This is a genomic window from Enterococcus sp. AN402 (assembly GCF_040719405.1).
Classification (GTDB): domain Bacteria; phylum Bacillota; class Bacilli; order Lactobacillales; family Enterococcaceae; genus Enterococcus; species Enterococcus faecalis.
In genome coordinates this window covers 2,539,081-2,563,476 of sequence record NZ_JBFDTM010000004.1, presented here as the reverse complement: position 1 = coordinate 2,563,476, position 24,396 = coordinate 2,539,081, and the positions used below count along the sequence as shown (strand labels likewise).

Annotated in this window: 22 protein-coding genes and 1 other annotated feature; of the genes, 20 read left to right on the top strand and 2 right to left on the bottom strand. The window is 39.9% G+C overall.

Annotated features, from left to right (window positions below):
• Nucleotides 1-7 precede the first annotated feature (7 nt).
• The 19 genes from radA (at nucleotide 8) to AB1I62_RS13860 (ending at nucleotide 22,279) form a co-directional block, all read left to right on the top strand.
• Nucleotides 8-1,378, top strand: coding sequence for a DNA repair protein RadA (radA, locus tag AB1I62_RS13950; protein WP_002356050.1), 1,371 nt, complete (start codon nucleotides 8-10; stop codon nucleotides 1,376-1,378).
• A 100-nt stretch (nucleotides 1,379-1,478) separates the two neighbouring features.
• Complete coding sequence (locus AB1I62_RS13945) at nucleotides 1,479-2,624, top strand: PIN/TRAM domain-containing protein (RefSeq protein WP_002368622.1); 1,146 nt, start codon at nucleotides 1,479-1,481, stop codon at nucleotides 2,622-2,624.
• An 18-nt stretch (nucleotides 2,625-2,642) separates the two neighbouring features.
• Nucleotides 2,643-3,116, top strand: coding sequence for a 2-C-methyl-D-erythritol 2,4-cyclodiphosphate synthase (gene ispF, locus AB1I62_RS13940; RefSeq protein WP_104859592.1), 474 nt, complete (start codon nucleotides 2,643-2,645; stop codon nucleotides 3,114-3,116).
• A 52-nt stretch (nucleotides 3,117-3,168) separates the two neighbouring features.
• Nucleotides 3,169-4,626, top strand: a complete 1,458-nt coding sequence (gltX, locus tag AB1I62_RS13935; protein ID WP_010707928.1) for a glutamate--tRNA ligase — start codon at nucleotides 3,169-3,171, stop codon at nucleotides 4,624-4,626.
• Nucleotides 4,625-4,831 (top strand) — a binding site (T-box leader). (Overlaps the previous gene by 2 nt.)
• A 64-nt stretch (nucleotides 4,832-4,895) precedes the next feature.
• A complete protein-coding gene (epsC, locus tag AB1I62_RS13930) occupies nucleotides 4,896-5,435 on the top strand; it encodes a serine O-acetyltransferase EpsC (protein ID WP_002356054.1) in 540 nt (179 codons plus the stop codon).
• Nucleotides 5,428-6,840 carry a cysteine--tRNA ligase gene (gene cysS / locus AB1I62_RS13925; RefSeq protein ID WP_010709112.1) on the top strand — a complete coding sequence of 471 codons (1,413 nt, stop codon included), beginning with the start codon at nucleotides 5,428-5,430 and terminating at the stop codon, nucleotides 6,838-6,840. The genes epsC and cysS overlap by 8 nt, the downstream gene beginning before the upstream one ends.
• A complete protein-coding gene (locus tag AB1I62_RS13920) occupies nucleotides 6,837-7,235 on the top strand; it encodes a Mini-ribonuclease 3 (RefSeq protein WP_002356056.1) in 399 nt (132 codons plus the stop codon). The genes cysS and AB1I62_RS13920 overlap by 4 nt, the downstream gene beginning before the upstream one ends.
• The gene (gene rlmB / locus AB1I62_RS13915) at nucleotides 7,225-8,082 is read left to right on the top strand and encodes a 23S rRNA (guanosine(2251)-2'-O)-methyltransferase RlmB (protein WP_048738038.1); all 858 of its coding nucleotides are present in this window, start codon (nucleotides 7,225-7,227) and stop codon (nucleotides 8,080-8,082) included. Before AB1I62_RS13920 ends, rlmB begins: the two co-directional genes overlap by 11 nt.
• A 14-nt stretch (nucleotides 8,083-8,096) precedes the next feature.
• Complete coding sequence (locus AB1I62_RS13910; RefSeq protein WP_002356058.1) at nucleotides 8,097-8,627, top strand: NYN domain-containing protein; 531 nt, start codon at nucleotides 8,097-8,099, stop codon at nucleotides 8,625-8,627.
• Nucleotides 8,628-8,712: 85 nt separating this feature from the next.
• A complete protein-coding gene (locus tag AB1I62_RS13905; RefSeq protein ID WP_002356059.1) occupies nucleotides 8,713-9,279 on the top strand; it encodes a sigma-70 family RNA polymerase sigma factor in 567 nt (188 codons plus the stop codon).
• A 57-nt stretch (nucleotides 9,280-9,336) separates the two neighbouring features.
• On the top strand, nucleotides 9,337-9,639 hold the full coding sequence (locus AB1I62_RS13900; RefSeq protein ID WP_002383497.1) for a Veg family protein: 303 nt from the start codon (nucleotides 9,337-9,339) through the stop codon (nucleotides 9,637-9,639).
• Between the two features lie 180 nt (nucleotides 9,640-9,819).
• Complete coding sequence (gene ispE / locus AB1I62_RS13895) at nucleotides 9,820-10,671, top strand: 4-(cytidine 5'-diphospho)-2-C-methyl-D-erythritol kinase (RefSeq protein WP_002379846.1); 852 nt, start codon at nucleotides 9,820-9,822, stop codon at nucleotides 10,669-10,671.
• Nucleotides 10,672-10,837: 166 nt separating this feature from the next.
• Complete coding sequence (locus tag AB1I62_RS13890) at nucleotides 10,838-11,791, top strand: metal ABC transporter substrate-binding protein (protein ID WP_367019358.1); 954 nt, start codon at nucleotides 10,838-10,840, stop codon at nucleotides 11,789-11,791.
• A 25-nt stretch (nucleotides 11,792-11,816) separates the two neighbouring features.
• The gene (locus AB1I62_RS13885; protein ID WP_002356064.1) at nucleotides 11,817-12,509 is read left to right on the top strand and encodes a metal ABC transporter ATP-binding protein; all 693 of its coding nucleotides are present in this window, start codon (nucleotides 11,817-11,819) and stop codon (nucleotides 12,507-12,509) included.
• Between the two features lie 161 nt (nucleotides 12,510-12,670).
• Nucleotides 12,671-13,510: a metal ABC transporter permease gene (locus AB1I62_RS13880; protein WP_002383493.1), complete on the top strand. Its 840-nt coding sequence runs from the start codon at nucleotides 12,671-12,673 to the stop codon at nucleotides 13,508-13,510.
• 143 nt (nucleotides 13,511-13,653) lie between these two features.
• On the top strand, nucleotides 13,654-14,475 hold the full coding sequence (gene purR, locus AB1I62_RS13875; protein ID WP_002381336.1) for a pur operon repressor: 822 nt from the start codon (nucleotides 13,654-13,656) through the stop codon (nucleotides 14,473-14,475).
• Between the two features lie 201 nt (nucleotides 14,476-14,676).
• The gene (glmU, locus tag AB1I62_RS13870; RefSeq protein ID WP_002356067.1) at nucleotides 14,677-16,062 is read left to right on the top strand and encodes a bifunctional UDP-N-acetylglucosamine diphosphorylase/glucosamine-1-phosphate N-acetyltransferase GlmU; all 1,386 of its coding nucleotides are present in this window, start codon (nucleotides 14,677-14,679) and stop codon (nucleotides 16,060-16,062) included.
• Nucleotides 16,063-16,502: 440 nt separating this feature from the next.
• Complete coding sequence (locus AB1I62_RS13865) at nucleotides 16,503-20,465, top strand: 5'-nucleotidase C-terminal domain-containing protein (RefSeq protein WP_104859593.1); 3,963 nt, start codon at nucleotides 16,503-16,505, stop codon at nucleotides 20,463-20,465.
• Between the two features lie 134 nt (nucleotides 20,466-20,599).
• A complete protein-coding gene (locus AB1I62_RS13860) occupies nucleotides 20,600-22,279 on the top strand; it encodes a peptide ABC transporter substrate-binding protein (protein ID WP_367019356.1) in 1,680 nt (559 codons plus the stop codon).
• Nucleotides 22,280-22,325: 46 nt separating this feature from the next.
• Here the strand turns inward: AB1I62_RS13860 and AB1I62_RS13855 are convergent, their stop codons facing one another.
• Together AB1I62_RS13855 and AB1I62_RS13850 are read right to left on the bottom strand one after the other, a co-directional pair.
• A complete protein-coding gene (locus AB1I62_RS13855; RefSeq protein ID WP_002386409.1) occupies nucleotides 22,326-22,550 on the bottom strand; it encodes a DUF896 domain-containing protein in 225 nt (74 codons plus the stop codon).
• A gap of 14 nt (nucleotides 22,551-22,564) precedes the next feature.
• Complete coding sequence (locus tag AB1I62_RS13850) at nucleotides 22,565-23,551, bottom strand: LLM class flavin-dependent oxidoreductase (protein WP_002386408.1); 987 nt, start codon at nucleotides 23,549-23,551, stop codon at nucleotides 22,565-22,567.
• A 218-nt stretch (nucleotides 23,552-23,769) separates the two neighbouring features.
• Between AB1I62_RS13850 and ruvA the strand changes: the two genes are divergently transcribed.
• Complete coding sequence (gene ruvA / locus AB1I62_RS13845) at nucleotides 23,770-24,384, top strand: Holliday junction branch migration protein RuvA (RefSeq protein WP_002359241.1); 615 nt, start codon at nucleotides 23,770-23,772, stop codon at nucleotides 24,382-24,384.
• Nucleotides 24,385-24,396 lie beyond the last annotated feature (12 nt).

The following is a 24,396-nucleotide window of genomic DNA, read 5'->3' as shown; positions in this document are numbered from 1 at the left end:
ATTCTACATGGCAAAAAAAGCAAAAGTTCAATTTGAATGTCAAAGCTGTGGGTATGTGTCTCCAAAATATCTCGGCCGCTGTCCTAATTGTGGACAATGGAATTCGATGGTGGAAGAGGTTATTCAAGATACTTCTGATCGTCGTGCTAGAGTAAGTTTGACTGGTAAAAAGACACAACCACAACGGCTATCTGAAGTCGTACCTAAAAAAGAGCCTCGTGTAAAAACTGAATTAGTGGAGCTGAATCGGGTTTTAGGTGGTGGCGTTGTTCCAGGTTCGTTAGTTTTAATCGGTGGCGATCCCGGAATAGGTAAGTCAACATTGCTCTTACAAGTATCGCAACAATTAGCAGCCACAGGTGGCACGGTTTTATATGTTTCTGGTGAAGAAAGTGCTGAGCAAATTAAATTACGAGCGGAGCGTTTAGGCACCGTCAACGAGACATTTTACTTATACGCAGAAACAGATATGCACGAAATATCACGAGCCATTGAAAAATTAGAACCAGACTATGTCATTATTGACTCGATTCAAACAATGACGCAGCCAGATGTTACCAGCGTTGCTGGTAGTGTCAGTCAAGTCCGAGAAACAACTGCCGAATTATTGAAACTGGCAAAAACGAATGGGATTGCCATTTTTATTGTCGGACACGTAACGAAGGAAGGGTCTATCGCAGGGCCACGGATGTTGGAACATATGGTAGACACGGTTCTTTATTTTGAAGGAGATAAGCATCACACCTTTAGAATCTTACGGGCTGTCAAAAATCGGTTTGGCTCAACGAATGAGATTGGTATTTTTGAAATGCAGACACATGGATTGGTTGAAGTTATGAATCCTTCTCAGGTCTTTTTAGAAGAACGTTTAGAAGGAGCCACCGGATCTTCAATTGTGGTAGCAATGGAAGGTTCACGCCCCATTTTGGTGGAAATCCAAGCGTTAGTTACCCCAACGATGTTTGGCAATGCCAAGCGAACGACCACCGGGTTGGACTTTAATCGCGTTTCTTTAATCATGGCGGTTTTAGAAAAACGGGCAGGCCTTTTATTACAAAACCAGGATGCGTATCTAAAAGCGGCTGGTGGAGTCAAAATTAATGAACCAGCTATTGATTTAGCGTTAGCAATCAGTATTGCTTCTAGCTATAAAGAAAAAGGAACCTCATCTTCGGAATGTTTCATTGGTGAGATTGGTTTAACTGGTGAAATTCGCCGCGTGAATAGTATTGAACAACGAGTGCGTGAAGCGCAAAAACTAGGCTTTACAAAAGTCTATGTCCCTAAAAATAACCTTGGTGGCTGGGAAGCGCCTGAAGGTATTGAAATTATTGGCGTTTCAACAATTGGTGAAACGTTAAGAAAAGTTTTTAAATGATGAAAGTAGAAATAATCCGTTTAGGTTGTTGGTGGCGTATGATTTTTGTACGCCCCACAACACTAGACGTCTTTATTAAATAAACGAGGAGGATGGCTATATGCAAAAACGAATCATCACGTTGCTGATGATCATTGCTGGTGCAAGTTTAGGAATTTCTCTTTTCCCAATGGCTTGGGAAATGGCTAAGCAAGGCAATAACAGTTGGTTAAACAATAACTTTACGAACGGATTAATCGGTGCAATTATTTTCTTTATTTTATCTTTAGGGTTAGCAAAGTATATTGTTTCCGCTGTCAAAAAAATCGAAGCAGCTTTAAATGAAATGAGTTTAACCTATTTATTATTTGGAAGTATTGGTGCCATCATTGGTTTAACAATTGGCGTTATTATCTCCATTCCAATGTACAACTTACAAATTCCTGTCGTGAATAGTTTACTGCCAATTCTAGTTATGATTATTCTGGGTTACTTAGGTTTCCGAATGGGAACAACACGGATTGAGGAGTGGAAAAAAGTTTTTACACCTCGCCAAAAGAAAGCAAATACGGAAGACACCGAAGGACAAATGTTGGAACGTAAAGTGGAAGACAACTTCCATAAATACAAAATTTTAGACACCAGTGTCATCATTGATGGCAGAATCTACGATATCGCTAAAACAGGCTTTTTAGAAGGTGTTTTGCTCATCCCTAACTTTGTTTTATATGAATTACAATACATTGCTGATTCTGGAGACAGTTTAAAACGGGTGAGAGGTCGTCGTGGCTTAGATATTTTAAATGCTTTACAAAAAGAAGAAGGTATCTCCGTTGAGATGTATGACGGAGATTTCGAGGATATCTCTGAAGTAGACAGTAAATTAATCAAATTAGCAAAATTATTAGATGGCGTGGTTGTGACCAATGACTACAACTTAAATAAAGTCTCTGAATTTCAAAATGTGCCTGTTTTAAACATTAATGCTTTAGCTAATGCTGTGAAACCAGTGGTGATTCCAGGTGAAACGATGAATGTGATGGTTGTAAAAGCCGGAACAGAGCGTCAACAAGGGGTCGCTTACTTAGATGATGGCACAATGGTTGTGGTAGAAGATGGCCAGCATTACATGAATGAGCAAATCGAAGTGGTTGTTACAAGTGCTTTACAAACCGCAGCTGGGCGTATGATTTTTGCCAAACCGGCGCACGCGGGTCGCGGGATTAATGATCGCAAGGATAACCATCCTAAAAACGATAAAAATTAAGCAAAGTGAGGACTTAGTATGATTCGAATCGGTCAAGGTTTTGATGTTCATCAATTAGTTCCGCAACGACCTTTAATTATTGGTGGGGTTACTCTTCCTTATGAAAAAGGTCTGTTAGGTCACTCAGATGCCGATGTTTTAACACATGCAATTATTGATGCAATCCTTGGTGCCGCTGGTCTGGGTGATATTGGACAACTGTTTCCCGAAACCGATCCGCAGTTCAAAAATGCGAATTCTGTAAACTTATTAAAAAAAGTAAATGAAAAAGTTGGGCGGTCGGGCTTTACTATTGGCAATATTGATTGTACAATTTTAGCGGAAGAGCCAAAGATGAGCCCATACTTGGCAGAGATGAAAAATAATCTAGCCGCGAGTTGCCACTTAGCGGTCACACAAGTGAACATTAAGGCAACGACCATGGAAACGATGGGCTTTGTTGGTAAAAAAGAAGGAATCGGCGCAATTGCCGTTGCTTTATTGGAAAAATAACTGAAAACGACGTTAAACCGTCTGTTTTTAAAAAATGGAAAGAGGAATGAACATGACGAAAGTTCGTGTGCGTTACGCACCAAGTCCAACTGGACACTTGCACATTGGGAATGCAAGAACAGCATTATTTAACTACTTATTTGCCCGCCACAATGACGGAGAATTTATCATTCGTATCGAGGATACCGACCAAAAACGGAACATCGAAGACGGCGAGAAAAGTCAGTTGGAAAACTTAGCATGGTTAGGGATGGAATGGGATGAATCACCTGCTCATCCGGGAGAATATGGTCCATATCGTCAATCAGAACGTAAAGAAATTTACCAACCATTGATTGATCAATTATTAAGTAGCAATCGTGCGTATAAGTGTTATTGTACGCCAGAAGAATTAGAAGCAGAACGTGAAGCACAACAAGCTCGTGGGGAAATGCCTCACTACGCAGGCACTTGTGCGAATTTAACACCTTCTGAACAAGCAGCCAAAGAAGCGGCTGGTCTAGAACCAGTGATTCGTTTCCGTGTGCCACGTAATACAGAATACAAATTTGATGACATCGTGAAAGGTGAAATTACTTTTGAGTCAGATAACATTGGTGGCGATTTTGTCATCCAAAAACGCGATGGGATGCCAACGTATAACTTTGCCGTTGCAGTAGATGATCACTTAATGAAAATTTCTCATGTTTTACGTGGCGATGATCACATTGCGAACACACCAAAACAATTAATGATTTACGAAGCGTTTGAATGGACACCACCTGTCTTTGGCCATATGACCTTAATCATTAATTCAGAAACTGGCAAAAAATTGAGCAAACGTGATGAAACAATTTTACAATTTATTGAACAATACCGTGAATTAGGTTACTTACCAGAAGCCATGTTCAACTTTATTGCTTTACTAGGATGGTCTCCTGTTGGCGAAGAAGAAATCTTCTCACAAGAAGACTTGATTAAATTGTTTGATGAACAACGCTTAAGCAAGTCACCAGCGGCCTTTGATGCGAAAAAATTAGAATGGATTAACAATCAATACATGAAACAAATGGACTTAAGTGAACTAACAGATATGTGTATTCCTTATTTAGTCGCTGACGGTCGTGTTGAAGAAAATCCATCTCCTGAAAAAATCGAATGGTTAAAACAATTAGTTAGCTTGTATCAACCACAAATGAGTTATGCAGCTGAAATTGTGGAACTATCAAACTTGTTCTTTAATGAACATCCAGTTTTAGATGATGCTGCGAAAGAATTCTTGCAAGGAGAAACAGTGCCAACTGTGTTACAGGCGTTTAAAGAACAATTAGAAGCCTTGGACGTTTTCGATGTCCCAAGTATTAAAGCAGCGATTAAAGCCGTCCAAAAAGAAACCGGCGTTAAAGGCAAAAACTTGTTTATGCCAATTCGAATTGCTGTTTCTGGACAAATGCATGGTCCTGAATTAGGCGAAACCATCGAATTATTAGGCAAAGAAAAAGCATTAGATCATTTAAATAAAGTGTTATAAAAACACAAAGAATAGAAGAAGTAGACAATCAGATGGATTTCAGAGACGCTGTGGGTGGTGAGAACAGCGAGCATCTTTTGTCGAAATGCATCTATGAGTGGCTTCGGTGAAAAAAGTAACCGAAGACGTCGGCAGGCGTTAACTGTATCGAGGCAAGAGCTAGTTCTTGTGAAGAAAAGTGGAACCACGCATGGGCGTCTTTTAAGCAACGTTTTTTTGTTGCTTAAAAGACGTTTTTTATTTTTGTATAATAGAAAGGAGTTCACCCTATGAGTTGGTTGAAACGTAGCGTCGCAGCTGTTAAAAGAAACGATCCTGCAGCGCGGACCACACTAGAAGTTCTTTTAACGTATCCTGGCTTGCACGCCCTGTTTTGGCATCGCTTGTCTCATTTCTTATATAGGCATCAGTTGTTTTTGTTGGCGAAGATTCATGCACAATTTTGGCGTTTCATAACGGGCGTAGAAATTCATCCCGGGGCCACAATTGGTGCGGGGGTTTTTATCGATCACGGCATGGGCATTGTGATTGGGGAAACCGCGGAAATAGAAGAAGATGTTGTTTTGTTTCACGGAGTGACGTTAGGTGGGACCGGTCGTGATACGGGTAAACGCCATCCAACAGTGAAAAAAGGAGCGATGATTTCGGCACGAGCTCAAATTTTAGGGCCAGTTGTGATTGGTGAACGTTCAAAAATTGGGGCGGGTGCTGTTGTTATTTCAGACATCCCAGCAGATGCTACAGCTGTGGGTGTTCCTGCGAAAGTCGTTCGTCTAAATGGAAGAAAGGTGGAAAAAGGGCATGATTAAAATTTATAATACATTGACCAGAGAAAAAGAAGTATTTACGCCAATTGAGGCGCATAAAGTTCGGATGTATGTCTGCGGACCAACCGTGTATAATTATATCCATATCGGTAATGCGCGCAGTGCGATCGCCTTTGATACAATTCGTCGTTATTTTGAATATCGTGGGTATGAAGTGAATTATGTCTCGAATTTTACAGATGTCGATGATAAAATTATCAAGGCAGCTAAAGAATTGAAAATTACTGCGCCGGAAGTGGCGGAGCGTTTTATCAAAGCCTTTGAAGAAGACACGCAAGCATTGAATGTCCAACCAGCAACGTTACATCCTCGGGTGATGGACCACATGCCTGATATCTTAGCTTTCATCGAAGTTTTAATTGAAAAAGGTTTTGCTTATGAGGTCGCAGGTGATGTGTATTATCGCACCCGTAAATTCCCTAATTATGGTAAATTAAGCCATCAATCGATTGATGAATTAGAAGTGGGGGCAAGTCAACGAACTGGCGTTGAACAACAATTAAAAGAAGACCCATTGGATTTTGCTCTTTGGAAAAGTGCCAAAGAAGATGAAATTTCTTGGGATTCTCCTTGGGGTAAAGGACGTCCCGGCTGGCATATTGAATGCTCTGTCATGGCGACAAAACACTTGGGAGAGACGATTGATATTCATGGCGGTGGACAAGATTTAGAATTTCCACATCATGAGAATGAAATTGCACAGAGCGAAGCCAAAACAGGCCATACCTTTGCCAATTACTGGATGCATAACGGCTATGTCACAATTGGTGAAGACGATGAAAAAATGAGCAAATCCCTAGGTAACTTCATTACTGTTCATGAAATGATTCAAAAAGTGGATCCGCAAATTTTACGTTTCTTTATGTCCACCACCCAGTACCGTCGCCCGATTCGTTATAGCGAAAGCACTCTAAAAGAGGCAGCAGCCAATTATCAAAAATTGAAAAATGCGTTTGAAAATTTACGTTTTAGACAAGCAGATGCGGTCGCAAGTTTGCCAGAGGATGAACACTATTTGGCTCAATTAAACGAATTAGAACAACGTTTTATTACGGAAATGGACGATGATTTCAATGCAGCTAACGGGATTACGGTCGTTTATGAATTAGCGAAGATGATGAATCAGTATAGTGAACAAGCGACAGTTTCGGAACCAATTCTAGTGGCGATGGATAAGCTTTTCAGTGGCTGGTTAGCTATTTTTGGTTTATTCTTTAAAAACGAAGAATTAGTGGATGCACAAGTCGATGCGTTAATTGAAGAACGGAACCAAGCACGGAAAGACCGTGATTTTGCCCGAAGTGATGAAATCCGCGATTTATTAAAAGAACAAGGCATTGTTTTAGAAGATACTCCGCAAGGAACGAGATGGAGAAGAAGTGAATGAGAGATTACAAACAATTAAACGGTTTAGCTTTGGCCTATGTTGGCGATGCGATTTATGAAATTTACATTCGTGATTATTTAGTTTCCTTAGGACAAACGAAACCGAATGTTTTGCATCGCATGGCGACACACTACGTGTCAGCAAAAGCCCAAGCAAGCTTAATGCAAGCGATGTTAGCGGGAGAAATGCTAACGGAGGAAGAAGAAGTGATGTACAAACGCGGTCGGAATGCGAAAAGTCACACCTTTGCCAAAAATGCTGATGTGACGACCTATCGGGTAGCGACCGGTTTCGAATCCTTGATGGGTTATTTACATTTAACACAACAAAAAGAACGTTTAGAAGAATTAATTAACTGGTGTATCAAGAAAGTAGGTGAAACCAATGAAAAATGAAAAATCTCGTCCTTTTAAAAAAGGTAAGAAACGTCCAGAACGTTCAGATAAGCGTTCAAAAGAACGGAACCCACGACCAGCGACAGCAGGTCCTGATGGAACCTCAGAAGAGCTAGCAGATAACTTTGTCTTTGGTTTCCATGCCACTGTTGAGGCGTTGCAGCAAGGACGCGGGAATAAATTGTTTTTACAAGAAGATGCTCGTGGCGAAAAAATTGAGCAATTAAAACAAGCAGCGAAAGAGCAGGCTGTTCCAGTCAAATGGGTGCCTAAAGCAAAATTAGATACGATGAGTGATCACGGCGTGCATCAAGGCATGGTTTTAGCAATCACGGCGTATCAATATTTAACTTTAGAAGAATTATTGGAACAAACAAAAGAAAAGACAGAAACACCATTTTTCCTAATTTTAGACAGTCTAGAGGACCCACATAACTTTGGCTCAATTTTGCGAACAGCTGATGCGACAGGCGTAGACGGTATTATCATTCCGAAACATCGTGCAGTGGGAATTACACCAACCGTAACCAAAGCATCAACAGGGGCCGTGGAACATATTCCAGTGGCTCGTGTAACGAATCTAGCGCAAAGTATTGCAACGCTAAAAGAGAATCAATTTTGGATTTTTGGTACAGATATGTCTGGGACGGATTATCGTCGCTGGAATACACAAGGCGCAATTGCCTTAATCATCGGAAATGAAGGTCGTGGCATGAGTCAAGGTCTTCATAAAGAAGTGGATGAATTATTAACGATTCCAATGACTGGACACGTTCAAAGCTTAAACGCTGGTGTGGCTGCAGGCTTGCTAATGTATGAAGTCTATCGTGGCCGCAACCCATTATAGAAGAAGGCGATTGTATGAAAAAACAATTGTTAATCGTTGATGGCTATAATATGATTGGTGCTTGGCCAGAATTGGTCCAGTTGAAAAAGCAAGAGCGTTTAGAGGATGCGCGTGAACTGCTTCTTAGTCGTCTGTCCAATTATGCCAAATATGAAGGGTTGGAAATCATTGTGGTCTTTGATGCCCAATTAGTCCCAGGTATTCAGCAAACGTACAAAAAGTACCTTTTGACCGTGGTTTTCACCAAAGAAGATGAAACAGCAGATAGTTATATTGAACGTCTAGCTGGTGAAAAAAATGATCGTTTAACGCAAGTAACAGTCGCAACGAGTGATTTGGCTGAACAATGGGTGGTCTTTTCACAAGGTGCATTGCGGACTTCGGCCAATGAACTTTACAAAGCTGTCCAGAAAACAGAAAAGACGATTGCCATTCATGCAACAGATATCCATTTCCAGCAATTTCGTCGAAATTCTCCATGGAACGTGGAGCAGTTATCAAAACTTTCTGAGAAGCTAGAAGAATTGTCTCAAAAAAAAGATTAAACAAATGTTCGCTTAAGTCATAAATTTCTAACATGCTATGCTCTCCTAAATCATTCGATACGTTTATCGAAAAGGAGGGCTTTTTATGTTAGAACAGATTCAACAAGCATTAGCAGGAGACCAAGAACAATTTCAAGCCTTATATGGGCAATATCAGCCAGTGATTTATAAGTGCATGAAAAAATACTATTTAAAAGATTATGATACTGAAGACTGGCTTCAAGAAGGACGAATTGTCTTCTTTCGGACGTTAGAACGATTTGATTCAGAAAAACAAGCATCATTAGGAAAGTTTTTTAAACGAAATTTTGAAAATCACGTACATAGCTTAATTCGCCATCAATGCGCCTATAAGCGGCGAACAGATACCTTGTCTATTTCTCTGGAACAACGATTAGAAAGCGCTGGTGAAGAGTTAGTGGACTATTTAGGGACAGCGGCTACCGACCCATTAGGTCAATTAATGATTCAAGAAAAATTGGCAGCTTTTCCGACACGTCTTTCCTCGTTGGAACAACAAATTTTAAACGCATACTTAAAAGGCTACACGTTAGAAGAAATCGCTAAAGTGCGTGGGGGAACTTTTTCAGCTGTCCGAAGTGCCTATGATCGTGCCAAAGCAAAAATGAAATATACATTAGAAAATGAATAAAAATTCGACAAAACAGCCGGTTTGTCGAGCAAAAGTAGTTGCAAACAGACTTCTAGTATGATAAACTTGAAATTTTTTAAAAAAAGTGATATAATGTTTCTCGAGGTGAATGCAATGCCAACAACGTTATCGTCAATTAAGAAAGATTTGGAAGGCCGTATCGGCAGTGAAATTATGTTAGTTGCTCAGACTGGAAGAAAGCGCCAAACAGAACGTAAAGGAATCTTAACGGAGACTTATCCATCTGTTTTTGTTGTTGACTTGGATCCAGACGAGAACTCATTTGAACGTGTATCTTATAGCTATTCAGATGTTTTAACACGCACCGTTGAAATCGAATTCATCGGTCAAGCCGTATAATTTAGAAAGTCCGCTTAGGAGTGAAGGAAGAGCCCTTCGTTCCTAAGCTCTTTTTAATTTCAGCCATCTGTCGTCAGAGAAAGATCAATCTTCGGTGTACTTCTTCATGGACATATGATAGAATCTAAAAGATTAAAATGTTGGTAGACAAAAGATTAAGGAAGGTGAATCAGGGAACCGATGGAAATAATCGAACGAGCTCCTGCGAAAATTAATCTTGGGTTAGATGTTCTGCATAAACGTGTGGATGGCTATCATGAAGTTGAATCTATTTTTGCAAGTGTAGATTTAGCCGATCATTTAACTTTTGAAAATCTAGAAGAAGACATCATTCGTATTGAAACGGACAGCTCTTTTTTACCCGTGGATCGACGGAATCATGTCTATCAAGCAGTTGACTTATTAAAGCGTACCTATAATATTCATAAAGGAATTAAAATATATATTGAAAAACGTATCCCCGTGGCAGCTGGTTTAGCAGGGGGGAGCAGTGACTGTGCCGCAGCATTACGAGGCTTGAACAAACTGTGGAATCTGGGGTTGACGATGGACGAACTCTGTGAAATTGGCAGCCAAATTGGTATGGATGTTCCTTATTGTTTAAGGGGCGGAACAGCCTTTGCAAACGGACGTGGGGAGAAAATTGAAACATTACCGACCATGCCTCAATGTTGGATTGTGTTAGTTAAACCAAGAATTAGTGTATCCACTAGTACCGTTTTTAATGATTTAGCGGTAGATGAATTGCACCATCCAGATATTGCTGGACTAAGAATAGCCATCGAAAATGGTGATTATACTGGGATGACCCAGACGGTCGGCAATGCGTTGGAAAGTGTCACGATTGCCAGACATCCGATCGTGCAACAAATCAAGGATCGCATGCTGAAGTACGGCGCTGATGCAGCGTTGATGAGCGGCAGTGGACCGACAGTCTTTGCTTTATGTGAAAAGAAAACACGAGCACAACGGATTTATAATGGACTCAAAGGCTTTTGCGAAGAAGTTTATTTGGTTCGGACATTGAAATAAATAAAAACAACAGAGCGTGGAGCAAAAACCCAAAGTGATTTTTGTCCCACGCTCTGTTGTTTTTTTAAATTTATTCCTTGACGTCCCGTGATCCATTTGGTACATTATTCCTGGCAAATCGTAAATATTACGGTTTATAATAGGTAAATCGAAAAGAGGACAGAACATGACGAAAATCTACCGCCGTTTGATAATCGGCGTTACTTTAGCAATCAGTGCTTTTCTTTTAGCTAGCTGTGGGCAACCCACACAATCGTCAAAAGAGAAGAAAGAGCTCACGGTAATGACTACTTTTTATCCGATGTACGACTTCGCAAAACAAGTCGTTGGTGATGAGGGAGAGGTTGAGCTGTTGATTCCAGCTGGAACGGAACCACACGATTATGAACCAAGCGCAAAAGACTTAGCGAAAATTACTGATGCGGATGTCTTTGTTTATAATAGTAAAGAGCTAGAAACTTGGGTTCCGAATGTTATTGAAAACTTGGACACGAAAAAAGTTTCAATCGTGGAAGCCAGTCAATCCATTCAATTGATGCAAGGAACAGAAGAGGAAGAATCTGGCGAAGAAGGTCATGAAGGCCATAACCATTCCCACGAACTGGATCCGCATGTCTGGTTAGATCCCGTGTTAGCGCAAAAAGAAGTAACAGCGATTCGGGATGCGCTTATCAAAAAATATCCTGAGAAAAAAGCCGTATTTGAAAAAAATACCGCTGCTTATTTGGAAAAATTGACTGCGCTAGATAAGGAATACCAAGCTGCATTTGCAGACGCTAAAAATCGGACCTTTGTGACGCAACATGCTGCATTTGGCTATTTGGCGAAACAATATGGCTTGACCCAAGAACCGATTGCTGGGATTTCTCCAGACCAAGAACCTTCGCCAAGTCGTTTAGCCGAATTAAAAAAATATATTAAAACAAACAATGTTTCTGTGATCTATTTTGAAGCATCGGCTTCTACAAAAGTAGCCAAAACATTGGCAGACGAGACAGGCGTCGAATTAGCCGTATTGAATCCTTTAGAGAGTTTAACTCAAAAAGAACAAGAAGCAGGCGAGAACTACGTGTCTGTCATGAAAGAAAACCTCGCTGCTTTACAAAAAAGCATTCATTAATCTGGCAACAGAAAGGAGCCAACTTATGCATTATATTGAAGTCGAAAATTTAACCTTCTATTATGATGATGAACCTGTTTTAGAAGATGTTTCTTATTATGTTGATCCAGGGGAATTCGTTATTTTAACAGGAGAAAATGGCGCTGCCAAGTCAACGCTGATCAAAAGTACCTTAGGGTTATTAAAACCAACAAGTGGCAAAATTACGGTCGCTAAAAAAAATAGTGCTGGTGAAAAAATCAGCATTGGCTACATTCCACAACAAGTCGCTTCTTTCAATGCGGGCTTTCCTAGCACCGTCATTGAATTAGTACGTTCAGGTCGCTTTCCCAGAAATCGTTGGTTCAAACCGTTGACGAAAAAAGATCATCTTCATGTGGAAAAAGCTTTGAAATCAGTGGACATGTGGGAAATGCGCCACAAACGAATTGGCGAGCTTTCTGGAGGGCAAAAGCAACGAATTAGTTTAGCACGAGTGTTTGCGACCGATCCAGATTTGTTTATTTTAGATGAGCCAACAACAGGTATGGATGAACAATCGCGAAACGAATTTTATCAATTGTTGCAACACAGTGCGCATGAACATGGAAAAGCTATTTTGATGATTACGCATGATCATGAAGATATCAAAACCTATGTGGATCGTCAAATTCGTCTTGTCCGCAAAGAAGATTCGAAATGGCGTTGTTTCCATATGAGTGAAGAATCGTATACGTAAAGTTTCCAATAAAACGTTATCTGGCTCGATCATAACGAAAGCCAAGGAACGGCTTAAAGAAATGTTGGAAAAATTTAAAAAATAAGCAGGAATTAAAAAATTAATTCGCTTAAACGTCGCTACAATGGTAGTGTTCATTTTAGCGGTAAGGAGTGAATCGTATGGCAGAAATGCTTTCTTATGCATTTATGCAAAAGGCCTTTTTAGCAGCACTGTTTATCTCAGTGATTGCTCCAATGCTCGGCGTCTTTCTAGTTATTCGCCGACAATCTTTAATGGCAGATACCCTTTCACATGTGTCATTAGCCGGTGTGGCTCTAGGCTTCTTTTTTAATTGGAATCCTAATTTAATGACCTTAATTGTCGTGATTGTGGCTGCAATCATTCTAGAATATTTACGAATGATTTATAGCACCTATTCAGAAATTTCGATTGCTATTTTAATGTCAGGCGGTTTGGCTTTGGCGTTAGTTTTAATGAATTTAACAGGAGGCAATTCAGCTGCTAGTATTCAATCGTATTTATTTGGTTCCATCGTCACGATTACGTGGGATCAAGTGGTTATGTTGGCAATTTTATTCGTAGTTTTAGTTCTATTGTTTATGTTATTTAAACGTCCAATGTATGTTTTAACATTTGATGAAGATACTGCTCATGTTGATGGGCTACCTATTCATTGGATGTCGATGCTTTTTAATGTAATTACTGGTGTGGCGATTGCTGTGATGATTCCGATCGCGGGAGCCTTGTTAATTTCAGCAATTATGGTCTTACCAGCTGCGATAGGTATGCGAATTGGTAAAGGCTTCAACACGGTGATTATCATCAGTGTGTTTATGGGCTTGATTGGCATGCTAACAGGGTTGACTAGCTCGTATTATTTGGAAACACCACCGAGTGCAAGCATTACCCTAATTTTTATTGGTTTATTCTTATTAGTCAATATTTATCGCCGAGTGGTTGTCATGGTCCAACGAAAACAAAAAATGCAAAGAAACTAAGGAGAAAAACGAAAGTTTTTCTCCTTTATTTCTTTTTTTTAAAAGAAATGGCGAACTATTTTCAGTTATTTGAAAAAAATCCTCGAATTTTTCGGTTAAACCCCTTATAATAAGGAACGATAGAATGAAAAGGAGTGACGAATTTGAAAATTCGGAGAAGTGAACGATTAATCGATATGACCCAATATCTTTTAGATCATCCCCATACATTGGTTTCTTTGACATATTTTGCTGACCGATACCAATCTGCCAAGTCTTCCATTAGTGAAGATTTAGCAATTGTTAAAAAAACATTTAAAGAACGTGGAACAGGTATTTTAGAAACGATTCCAGGCGCTGCAGGCGGTGTCCGCTTTATCCCTGAAATTCCTTATGAGGAAGCGGAGCAGTTGATTATGGATTTATGTGATCGTTTGTCAGAACAAGATCGCTTATTACCTGGGGGCTATGTTTATCTTTCAGATTTACTTGGGGAACCGAATTTATTAAGACAAGTGGGCCGGATTATTGCTTCTAAATATTTAGGCAAACAAATTGATGCGGTAATGACCGTTGCGACTAAAGGAGTGCCAATTGCGCAAGCTGTGTCTTATTACTTAAATGTTCCGTTTGTGATTGTTCGTCGCGATTCTAAGATTACTGAAGGTTCAACGGTGAGCGTGAACTATGTATCAGGGTCTTCAGAACGTATCGAAAAAATGGAACTTTCAAAACGCAGTTTAAAACGCGGATCAAAAGTTTTAGTCGTGGATGACTTCATGAAAGGCGGCGGCACCGTCAATGGTATGAAGAGTATGATTGAAGAATTTGAAGCAGAACTTGTGGGCATTACCGTTTTTGCTGAGTCAAAATTCAATGGCCGTCGTGCAATCGATGACTACACTTCGCTATTATATGTGGAAGATGTGGATACACAAACAAAAACGATTAGCGTAGTCCCAGGAAACTATTTCACAGAGAAATAATTTGAAAAAGAACCTGAAAATGGTCCATTCCATTTTCAGGTTCTTTTTTTCTGTTTTATTCCTTTAAAAAAAGATGAGAAAATAAATTGGTCTACCTTTTAAATGCCTTATTTTGTTGAAAAAGACAAAAGAGTAAGATAAACTAGAAAAGGTATAATGAGGACGATTTAGAAGAAAATCAAACAATTTAGTTAATTTGAGGTGGCAAACGTGGAAAATAGATACGCAATTATTTTAGCAGCTGGTAAAGGAACACGCATGAAATCTAAACTTTATAAAGTATTGCATCCAGTTGCTGGTAAACCAATGGTCGAACATATTTTAGATCAAGTAGAACAAACAGAACCAACAGAAATCGTGACGATCGTTGGACACGGGGCGGAAATGATTAAAAGCCATTTAGGCGAACGTAGTCAATATGCCTTACAAGCTGAACAATTGGGAACTGGGCATGCAGTCATGCAAGCACAAGAGTTATTAGGTGGCAAACAAGGAACAACATTAGTTATTACAGGGGATACGCCGTTATTAACTGCGGAAACCTTGAAAAATTTATTCGATTACCATCAAGGTAAGAATGCAAGTGCGACTATTTTAACAGCGCATGCGGAAGACCCAACAGGCTATGGTCGAATTATTCGTGACCATGTGGGCATTGTTGAACGAATCGTGGAACAAAAAGATGCCAGTGAAGAAGAAGCACGTGTTCAAGAAATTAATACAGGAACCTTCTGTTTTGATAATGAATCATTGTTTGAAGCGTTAGCGAAAACAGATACAAACAACACACAAGGGGAATACTATTTAACAGATATCATTGAAATTTTGAAAAAAGAAGGCAAAGCTGTCGCTGCTTATCAAATGGCAGACTTTGACGAAGCAATGGGTGTAAATGATCGTGTCGCTTTATCCACTGCTAATAAAATTATGCATCGTCGTTTAAATGAAATGCATATGCGAAATGGTGTTACATTTATTGATCCAGATACAACGTATATTGATGAAGGCGTGGTAATTGGTTCAGACACAGTCATTGAAGCGGGAGTCACTATCAAAGGAAAAACAGTGATTGGCGAAGATTGCTTGATTGGCGCACATTCAGAAATCGTTGATAGTCACATCGGCAATCAAGTGGTTGTTAAACAGTCTGTGATTGAAGAAAGTGTGGTTCGCGAGGGGGCCGATGTGGGTCCGTATGCACATTTACGTCCTAAAGCAGATGTGGGGGCAAACGTACACATTGGTAACTTCGTGGAAGTAAAAAATGCAACAATCGATGAAGGCACAAAAGTGGGCCATTTAACATACGTTGGTGATGCAACATTAGGCAAAGATATTAATGTCGGTTGCGGCGTTGTTTTTGTTAATTATGATGGCAAAAATAAACACCAAACAGTCGTGGGTGATCACGCGTTTATTGGCTCTGCAACGAACATTGTTGCGCCAGTCACGATTGGTGATCATGCGGTGACTGCTGCTGGTTCAACTATCACAGAAGATGTCCCTTCAGAAGATTTGGCGATTGCCCGGGCACGTCAAGTGAATAAAGAAGGCTATGCTAAAAAGTTACCTTATATGAAGGATTAATCTCAAATAAAAAAGAACGCTCTTTTGCTTAAGCAAAAGAGCGTTCTTTTTCCTCCTTAAAGACTAGACCAATTGCTGCTAGTACTTGTTTAGAGACGTCCAAGGACTAGACCAATGCTGTTTATTCGGTATTTTTAGTTATTTTTTTCAAAAAAATAGTTTTTGTTCCGCTTTTCCAATATAAAAAGACTTTCTTTTTTATAAAGTTCGTGTTTTGGTCAAAATTACTATTTTTTTCACAAACAAATCCGCTATATTGTCCAAAAATAAAAACAATTTACAGGAAAAACATCTTATTTTAACGGAATTTACTGTTTTTTATTTAACGGATATATTATGATAGGAAAAGAAGAGCAGCGTGATGGGGGAAGGCTCTTTTTGTTGTTTGTTACTTTGACAATTGTTTGTTGCAAATGGGTTGAAACACAAGGAGGAAATTTGTGAAAAAGTTGAGCTTTAAAAAAGTGAAGTGGGGCATGCATTTTTTAATGGCTGTTGCGTTGATAGCGCCAAGCGTTACTAGTACGGCATATGCAGTAGAAACAACGAGTCAACAAAGTTCAGAAGCAGTAACAAGTACCACCGATTCAAGTAGAAAACAAGAACCAGTCATCACACAGGAAACAACAGACATCAAACAAGAAGCACCAAATCAGGCTACGAGTGACAGTGTCAAGCAGTCACAAGAAACCACGGCACCAGCAGAAACGACGAATTTAGAAACGTCAACCGCTGAAAAAGAAGAAACGAGCACACCACAAAAAATAACAATTTTAGGTACGTCAGATGTTCATGGTCAATTATGGAATTGGTCTTATGAAGATGATAAAGAACTACCAGTTGGTTTGTCCCAAGTAAGTACAGTCGTCAACCAAGTCCGGGCACAAAACCCAGCAGGCACCGTTTTAATTGATAATGGCGACAATATTCAAGGCACTATTTTAACAGATGACTTGTATAATAAAGCACCTTTAGTGAATGAAAAGACCCATCCAATGATCACCGCCATGAATGTGATGAAGTATGATGCAATGGTTTTGGGGAATCATGAGTTTAATTTTGGTTTACCGTTAATCAAAAAAATTCAACAAGAAGCCACTTTTCCAATCTTGTCTGCGAATACCTACAATAAGGATGGTGGTCGTTTTGTTGAAGGGACTACCACGAAGGAACTTGATCTTAATCAAGATGGGCAGCCAGATTTAAAAGTTGGGATTATCGGCTTAACAATCCCGCACATTCCTTTGTGGGATGGCCCTCGTGTTACTTCGCTTAATTTTTTACCTTTGAAAGAAGAAGCAGAAAAAGCAGTTGCTGAGTTGAAAACTAACGATCAGGCTGACATTATTGTTGCTTCGATTCATGCGGGACAACAAAATAGTGATCCGGTTGCCAGTGCCGACCAAGTAATTGAAAATGTCGCGGGGATTGATGCGTATATTCTAGGTCATGACCACCTTTCTTTTACCAAGCAAGGAGCAGCGCCGAATGGAAAAACTGTACCGGTAGGGGGACCGAAAGATACGGGGACAGAAGTTGTCAAAATTGATCTTTCAGTTGCTAAAAATGCCGATAAGTGGGAAGTGCAAGAAGGTACAGCAACGATTGTACCAACAACGAATGTTCCAGCAGATGAAGCAGTTAAGGCAGCGACAAAAGAATACCATGAGCAAACGCGAGCGTTTATTCAGGAGGAGATCGGCACAGCAACAGCTGATTTTTTACCAAAACAAGAAATTAAAGGAATTCCCGAAGCACAATTACAACCAACAGCGATGGTTTCTTTAATTAATAATGTTCAAAAAGAAGTAACAGGCGCACAATTAAGTGCGGCAGCGTTGTTTAAATACGACAGTAAATTACCTGCGGGGAAGATTTCCTATGCCACGATTTTTGATATCTACAAATACCCGAATACCTTAGTGAGTGTTCCCATTAACGGTGAAAACTTACTGAAGTATTTAGAAAAACAAGGGGCGTACTATAACCAAACACAGCCAGATGATTTGACCATTAGTTTTAATCCAAACATTCGTGTATATAACTATGACATGATTTCTGGAGTGGACTACAAGATTGACATTTCAAAACCAGTGGGTGAACGAATTGTAGATGCGAAAATTGACGGCCAACCACTGGATCCTGCCAAAGAATATACGATTGCTATGAATAATTATCGTTACGGCGGTTTAGCTAGCCAAGGGATTCAAGTAGGAGAACCTATTAAAAATTCTGATCCAGAAACCTTACGAGGAATGATTGTTGATTATATTAAGAAAAAAGGAACGCTTGATCCAGAACAAGAAATCGAACGAAATTGGTCAATTATTGGGACAAATTTTGATGAAAAATGGCGTGCCAAAGCAATCGAATTAGTGAATGACGGCACTCTTCAAATTCCGACTTCTCCTGATGGACGTACACCAAACGCCGCCGCTATTACGAAACAAGATGTCCGTAATGCGGGCTTTGATTTAGATAATGCATATACCATTATGCACACAAATGACGTTCATGGCCGACTAGAAGCAGGGAAAGGCGAATTAGGTATGGCGCGTCTAAAAACCTTTAAAGACCAAGAAAACCCAACCTTGATGGTGGATGCAGGGGATGTTTTCCAAGGATTACCAATCTCCAATTTCTCCAAAGGCGCGGATATGGCCAAAGCAATGAATGAAGTTGGTTATGATGCCATGGCGGTGGGAAATCACGAGTTTGATTTTGGTTTAGAGATTGCACTAGGTTATAAAGACCAACTGAATTTTCCGATTTTATCTAGTAATACGTATTACAAAGATGGCAGTGGACGGGTTTTTGATCCGTATACAATCGTAGAAAAAGCCGGGAAAAAGTTTGCCATTGTAGGTGTGACAACCCCAGAAACAGCAACGAAAACACACCCGAAAAACGTGGAGAAGGTGACATTTAAAGACCCGATTCCAGAAGTAGAAGCAGTGATTAATGAAATTAAAGAGAAGTACGCGGATATTCAAGCTTTCGTGGTTACTGGGCATTTAGGCGTAGATGAAACGACGCCGCATATCTGGCGTGGTGATACGCTAGCAGAAACCCTTAGTCAAACATATCCTGAGTTAGATATCACTGTGATTGATGGTCATTCGCATACAGCCGTCGAAAGCGGCAAACGTTATGGCAAAGTGATCTATGCTCAAACAGGTAATTATTTAAATAATGTTGGGATCGTCACAGCACCAGAGAGTGAACCAACTAAGAAAACAGCAAAATTGATTTCAGCAGCAGAGTTGCTAGAATTGCCAGAAAACCCGGCAGTTAAAGCCATCGTTGATGAAGCACGTACGAATTTTAACGCTGAAAATGAAAAAGTAATTGTCGATTATATTCCATTCACATTGGATGGACAACGAGAAAATGTGCGCACACGAGAGACCAACTTAGGGAATTTGATTGGTGATGCGATTATGTCATATGGCCAAGACGCGTTTAGTCAACCTGCTGATTTTGCAGTAACTAATGGTGGCGGCATTCGCGCTGATATTAAACAAGGGCCAATTAAAGTTGGGGATGTCATTGCTGTGTTACCTTTTGGCAATAGCATTGCGCAAATTCAAGTAACCGGCGCTCAAGTTAAAGAAATGTTTGAAATGTCTGTTCGTTCGATTCCACAAAAAGATGAGAATGGCACAATTTTACTAGATGATGCTGGCCAACCAAAACTTGGCGCAAATGGTGGTTTCCTACATGTTTCAAGCTCCATTCGTATCCACTATGATTCCACAAAACCAGGTACTCGCTTGGCTAGTGACGAAGGCAATGAAACAGGACAAACGATTGTCGGTAGTCGCGTATTAGGAATAGAAATTAAAAATCGGCAAACACAAAAGTTTGAACCATTGGATGAGAAGAAACAATACCGGATGGCTACCAATGATTTCTTAGCTGCTGGTGGTGATGGTTACGATATGCTAGGTGGTGAACGAGAAGAAGGGATTTCACTAGATGCTGTCTTAATTGAATACTTGAAAAGTGCAACCAGCTTGCGGTTGTATCGTGCAGCAACGACGATTGATTTAGCACAATATAAAGAACCATTCCCAGGCGAACGAATTGTTTCTATTTCGGAAGAAGCTTACAAAGAGTTAATCGGTGGAGGAGAGACGCCAAAACCAGATCCAAAACCAGATCCAAAACCAGACCCGAAACCAGATCCAATACCAACACCAGAAACACCAGTAGCAACCAATAAACAAAACCAAGCGGGAGCAAGACAGAGCAATCCATCCGTAACAGAGAAGAAAAAGTATGGCGGCTTTTTACCTAAAACGGGTACAGAAGCAGAAACGCTTGCATTATATGGTTTACTGTTCGTTGGACTTTCTTCTTCTGGCTGGTATATTTATAAACGACGTAACAAAGCTAGTTAGTCATTTTTTAAGAACCGTCCTTCGGGATTGGTTCTTTTTTATTTTAATACTTGTCATTTGTTTTTAATTTTAGTATTATAAGAATATTCTAAAAATTAAAAAATGAAGAGTTTTTTCTGTGAAGGGAGAAAGGCATGAAAAGTAAACGTATAAAAGGACTTATCGGGTTAAGTTTAACAACGCTGTTAGTTTTAGCTGCTTGTGGTGGTGATGGGGGAGCTGGCGCCGAAAAAGCAAAGGGCGGATCAGAGAAAACTGCCGCTAAACAAGAATTTAAAGTAGTAGTTCAACAAGAAATGCCTTCTGCAGATTTATCTTTAGGAACAGATACAATTAGTTTTACGGCACTGAATAATGCGTATGAAGGAATTTATCGTTTAGATGATAAAAGCAAGCCGCAACCAGCAGGGGCTAAAGAAAAAGTGCAAGTCAGTGATGATGGTTTGACGTACACAGTGAAACTAAGAGAAGAAGCAAAATGGTCCAATGGTGATCCTGTCACAGCTGCCGATTATGTTTTTAGTTGGCAACGTACAGCAGATCCTCAGACTGGCGCTGAGTATGCTTATTTTCTAGAAATGATTGAAAACGGTGCAGACATTGTAGCTGGTAAGAAACCAGTTTCTGAATTAGGCATTAAAGCAAACGGAGATTACGAGCTAGAAATTAAACTGGCAAAACCAACACCATATTTTGATTATTTACTGGCCTTTCCACTATTTTTCCCGCAACATCAAGCAACCGTAGAGAAATATGGCAAAGATTACGCTGCTTCCAGTGAAAAAGCAGTCTATAATGGTCCGTTTGTCTTAGCTAACTTTGAAGGGGCTGGCTCAGATACCAATTGGACTTTGGAAAAAAATGAAAACTATTGGGATAAAGACAATGTCAAATTAGATAAAATCAATTTTGATGTTGTTAAGGAGGCACCAACTGCCTTGAACTTATTCCAAGATGGCCAAGCAGATGATGTTATTTTAAGTGGCGAATTGGCCCAGCAAATGGCGAAGGATCCAGAATTGGTTATCGAAAAAGAAGCACGAACCAGCTATTTGGAATTTAATCAGCGAGATAAAAATTCACCGTATAATAATGTGAATTTACGCAAAGCAATTTCAGCAGCGATTGATCGCAACGCATTAGTAGATAAAATTTTAGGCGACGGCTCAGTAGCCGCTACCGGCTTAATTCCAGAAGGGATGTCGTATTCGCCGACAGATGACAAAGATTTTGCTGATGAAAATAAAAAAATTGTTGAATATAGCCCAGAAAAAGCAAAAGAATATTGGGCAAAAGCGAAGAAAGAATTGGGCATAACAACACTCAAAATGGATATTGTTGCCGATGATGTCGATTCTACGAAAAAGTTAGCGGAATATATTCAAGGTACGTTAAAGGATACTTTAGAGGGCATTGATGTAACAGTGAGCCCAGTGCCGTTTTCAGTTCGAATTGATCGAGGTAGTCGCGGCGATTTTGAGACAATCTTAGGTGGTTGGGCTGCGGATTACGCAGATCCAAGTAGTTTCTTAGACCTTTTTGTTACTGGTAATAACTATAATCGCGGGCGTTTTTCAAGTAAAGCCTACGATGAGTTGATCGAGGCTTCAGCCACAAGAGATGCTTCAGATCCTGAAAAACGTTGGGAAGATATGGTTAAGGCTGAGAAGTTATTGATTGGTGAAGAGACCGCTTTAGCACCACTTTATCAAAAGGCGACTGCCCATCTACGCAGTAAAGAAGTGAAAGGCGTCGTTGCCCATGGTGCTGGCGCACAATATGATTATAAGTGGACATATGTAACAGAAGAGTAGTTAAAAAGAGACACAGAATAGTCAAATCGACTGTTCTGTGTCTCTTTTAATCAAAATATTTCTGCTGTTCTTCTTTTAATTTTTCTGGGGTTACATCTTCACCAGTAGGATCATAAATAGTGACGCCCATTAATGTTTTATTGAATTGTTCACGAATGGTCCGCAAATATTCTTGTCGCAAATCGACACGAAGAGCTTGTTCTTCAGATGTTAAGCCTTGTTCACGCTCTTTTTGTGCAAGCGTATTAATTCTTTTTAAAACATCTAACATTTCTCATTTCCTTTCTATAATAATTCTTTTGCTAGGCGTTCAAACGATTGAAAGCGCGTTTGTTTGTCATAACCTGGGGTGATTAGCATCGCTTCTGTCAACCCTAGTTCTTCTTGTTGGTGGAAAAACTCCGCAACTTCTTGGCTACTGCCAATGACAAAGCGTTGTTTATTTTGTTCTAAAACCAGTTTGTCCATTTCACTGTAAGGGAAAGCTAGGGCTTCTTCTGGCGATAAAAATTTATTAGGAAGCCCATGTTCGGTGGCAAAGATATAATGCTCGAAACTAGCCGCATGGTATTCTGCTTCTTCTTTCGTGTCGGCGGCAAAAGTGAAATACGCAGCGCTCACTTGAGGCTCTTGTTGTTCAGTTACTGGTCGGAAATGCTTGTAATATGCGGACAATACTTCTTTGGGCAAATGTCCATGAATAAACTGCGCAAAGGAAAAATTAATGCCATATTCACCAGCTGAACGTGCGCTTTCTTTACTAGCACCTAGTAACCAGGGTTGTGGTAATAGAACTTCCCGCGGAACAGCTGAAATTTTAGAATATAAATGATCTTCAGGAAATTCCTCTCTTAAAAAGAGTAAAATTTCAGGTAATTTATCAAATTGATCTAGTTGTGGTGGCTGACCATTATTTAACGCCAACGTAGTTAAAGGGCTGCCACCAGGCGAGCGGCCCATGCCTAAATCGATTCGATCAGGATATAAAGCTGATAACGTTTTAAACGTTTCTGCGACTTTAAATGGCGCATAATGCATGGTCATGATGCCACCCGCGCCAACACGAATTTTTTCGGTGGCACTAGCAATATGTGCAACTAAAATTTCTGGCGTTGCACTGGCAAAGGCGTCTGAACCGTGATGTTCGGCATACCAAATTCTTGTGTAGCCAAGTTTTTCCGCTAATTGAGCGAGCTCTTTGGCTTCTTGTAATGTGTCGCTTGCTGATTGATTTTTAGGAACCGTTAATTGATCTAAGATACTTAATTTCATGTATGTAGTCTCCTTTTTGGTTATTTTTTTGAAGCTACCGCTATTATTACGCAAGCATGTCAAAAAAAACAGTACGCACTTTTTAATTCCCTAGTGAGCGAAAAGTAACAAATAGATGTAGCCAAGGTCGATGATAAAAAATTCTCCGCTATGGCTTTTTGATGCTTTGTGTTAAAATGGAACATATGTACGCAATCAGCAATTGGAAAGGTGACAACATGTACGAATATATTATTGGAAAAGTAACGTTTGTTAGCCCATACTATATTGTCGTTGAAACAAATGGCATTGGCTATCAGATTTCAGTCGATAACCCGTATCGCTATTCAGGAAAAATGGATACGGACATTAAACTATATCTTCACCAAGTCGTGCGGGAAGATGCACAACTTTTATTTGGTTTTGGCAGTTTAGAAGAAAAACAATTGTTCTTAAAATTAATCAGTGTCTCTGGAATTGGCCCTAAAAGTGGCTTAGCTATCATGGCTTCTGTGGCTGATCATGGTGGTTTAATCAATGCAATTGAAGGGGAAGATGTTACATATTTAACGAAGTTCCCAGGTGTTGGCAAGAAAACAGCCCAACAAATGATTTTAGATTTAAAAGGAAAACTAGGCGAATTAGAGTCTTCCGAAGCAGCGGTGGCGGCCATGACCGCAACCGAAGCGGTGACAACAAGCAATCAAGCATTGGCAGAAGCGTTAGAAGCATTAAGTGCCCTAGGCTACAGTGACCGAGAGATTAAGCGTATCACTAAGCAATTGGAAGCGTTAGGTGAGACAACGACAGATGTTTATTTGAGCAATGCGTTAAAATTCATGATGAAACGCTAAGGAGGAATAACG

Excerpts from the sequence above, each read along its gene's own strand:
- radA (WP_002356050.1), top strand. The coding sequence starts at position 8 with ATGGCAAAAAAAGCAAAAGTTCAATTTGAATGTCAAAGCTGTGGGTAT.
- AB1I62_RS13945 (WP_002368622.1), top strand. The coding sequence starts at position 1,479 with ATGCAAAAACGAATCATCACGTTGCTGATGATCATTGCTGGTGCAAGT.
- ispF (WP_104859592.1), top strand. The coding sequence starts at position 2,643 with ATGATTCGAATCGGTCAAGGTTTTGATGTTCATCAATTAGTTCCGCAA.
- gltX (WP_010707928.1), top strand. The coding sequence starts at position 3,169 with ATGACGAAAGTTCGTGTGCGTTACGCACCAAGTCCAACTGGACACTTG.
- epsC (WP_002356054.1), top strand. The coding sequence starts at position 4,896 with ATGAGTTGGTTGAAACGTAGCGTCGCAGCTGTTAAAAGAAACGATCCT.
- cysS (WP_010709112.1), top strand. The coding sequence starts at position 5,428 with ATGATTAAAATTTATAATACATTGACCAGAGAAAAAGAAGTATTTACG.
- AB1I62_RS13920 (WP_002356056.1), top strand. The coding sequence starts at position 6,837 with ATGAGAGATTACAAACAATTAAACGGTTTAGCTTTGGCCTATGTTGGC.
- rlmB (WP_048738038.1), top strand. The coding sequence starts at position 7,225 with ATGAAAAATGAAAAATCTCGTCCTTTTAAAAAAGGTAAGAAACGTCCA.
- AB1I62_RS13910 (WP_002356058.1), top strand. The coding sequence starts at position 8,097 with ATGAAAAAACAATTGTTAATCGTTGATGGCTATAATATGATTGGTGCT.
- AB1I62_RS13905 (WP_002356059.1), top strand. The coding sequence starts at position 8,713 with ATGTTAGAACAGATTCAACAAGCATTAGCAGGAGACCAAGAACAATTT.
- AB1I62_RS13900 (WP_002383497.1), top strand. The coding sequence starts at position 9,337 with ATGATAAACTTGAAATTTTTTAAAAAAAGTGATATAATGTTTCTCGAG.
- ispE (WP_002379846.1), top strand. The coding sequence starts at position 9,820 with ATGGAAATAATCGAACGAGCTCCTGCGAAAATTAATCTTGGGTTAGAT.
- AB1I62_RS13890 (WP_367019358.1), top strand. The coding sequence starts at position 10,838 with ATGACGAAAATCTACCGCCGTTTGATAATCGGCGTTACTTTAGCAATC.
- AB1I62_RS13885 (WP_002356064.1), top strand. The coding sequence starts at position 11,817 with ATGCATTATATTGAAGTCGAAAATTTAACCTTCTATTATGATGATGAA.
- AB1I62_RS13880 (WP_002383493.1), top strand. The coding sequence starts at position 12,671 with ATGGCAGAAATGCTTTCTTATGCATTTATGCAAAAGGCCTTTTTAGCA.
- AB1I62_RS13860 (WP_367019356.1), top strand. The coding sequence starts at position 20,600 with ATGAAAAGTAAACGTATAAAAGGACTTATCGGGTTAAGTTTAACAACG.
- AB1I62_RS13855 (WP_002386409.1), bottom strand. The coding sequence starts at position 22,550 with ATGTTAGATGTTTTAAAAAGAATTAATACGCTTGCACAAAAAGAGCGT.
- AB1I62_RS13850 (WP_002386408.1), bottom strand. The coding sequence starts at position 23,551 with ATGAAATTAAGTATCTTAGATCAATTAACGGTTCCTAAAAATCAATCA.
- ruvA (WP_002359241.1), top strand. The coding sequence starts at position 23,770 with ATGTACGAATATATTATTGGAAAAGTAACGTTTGTTAGCCCATACTAT.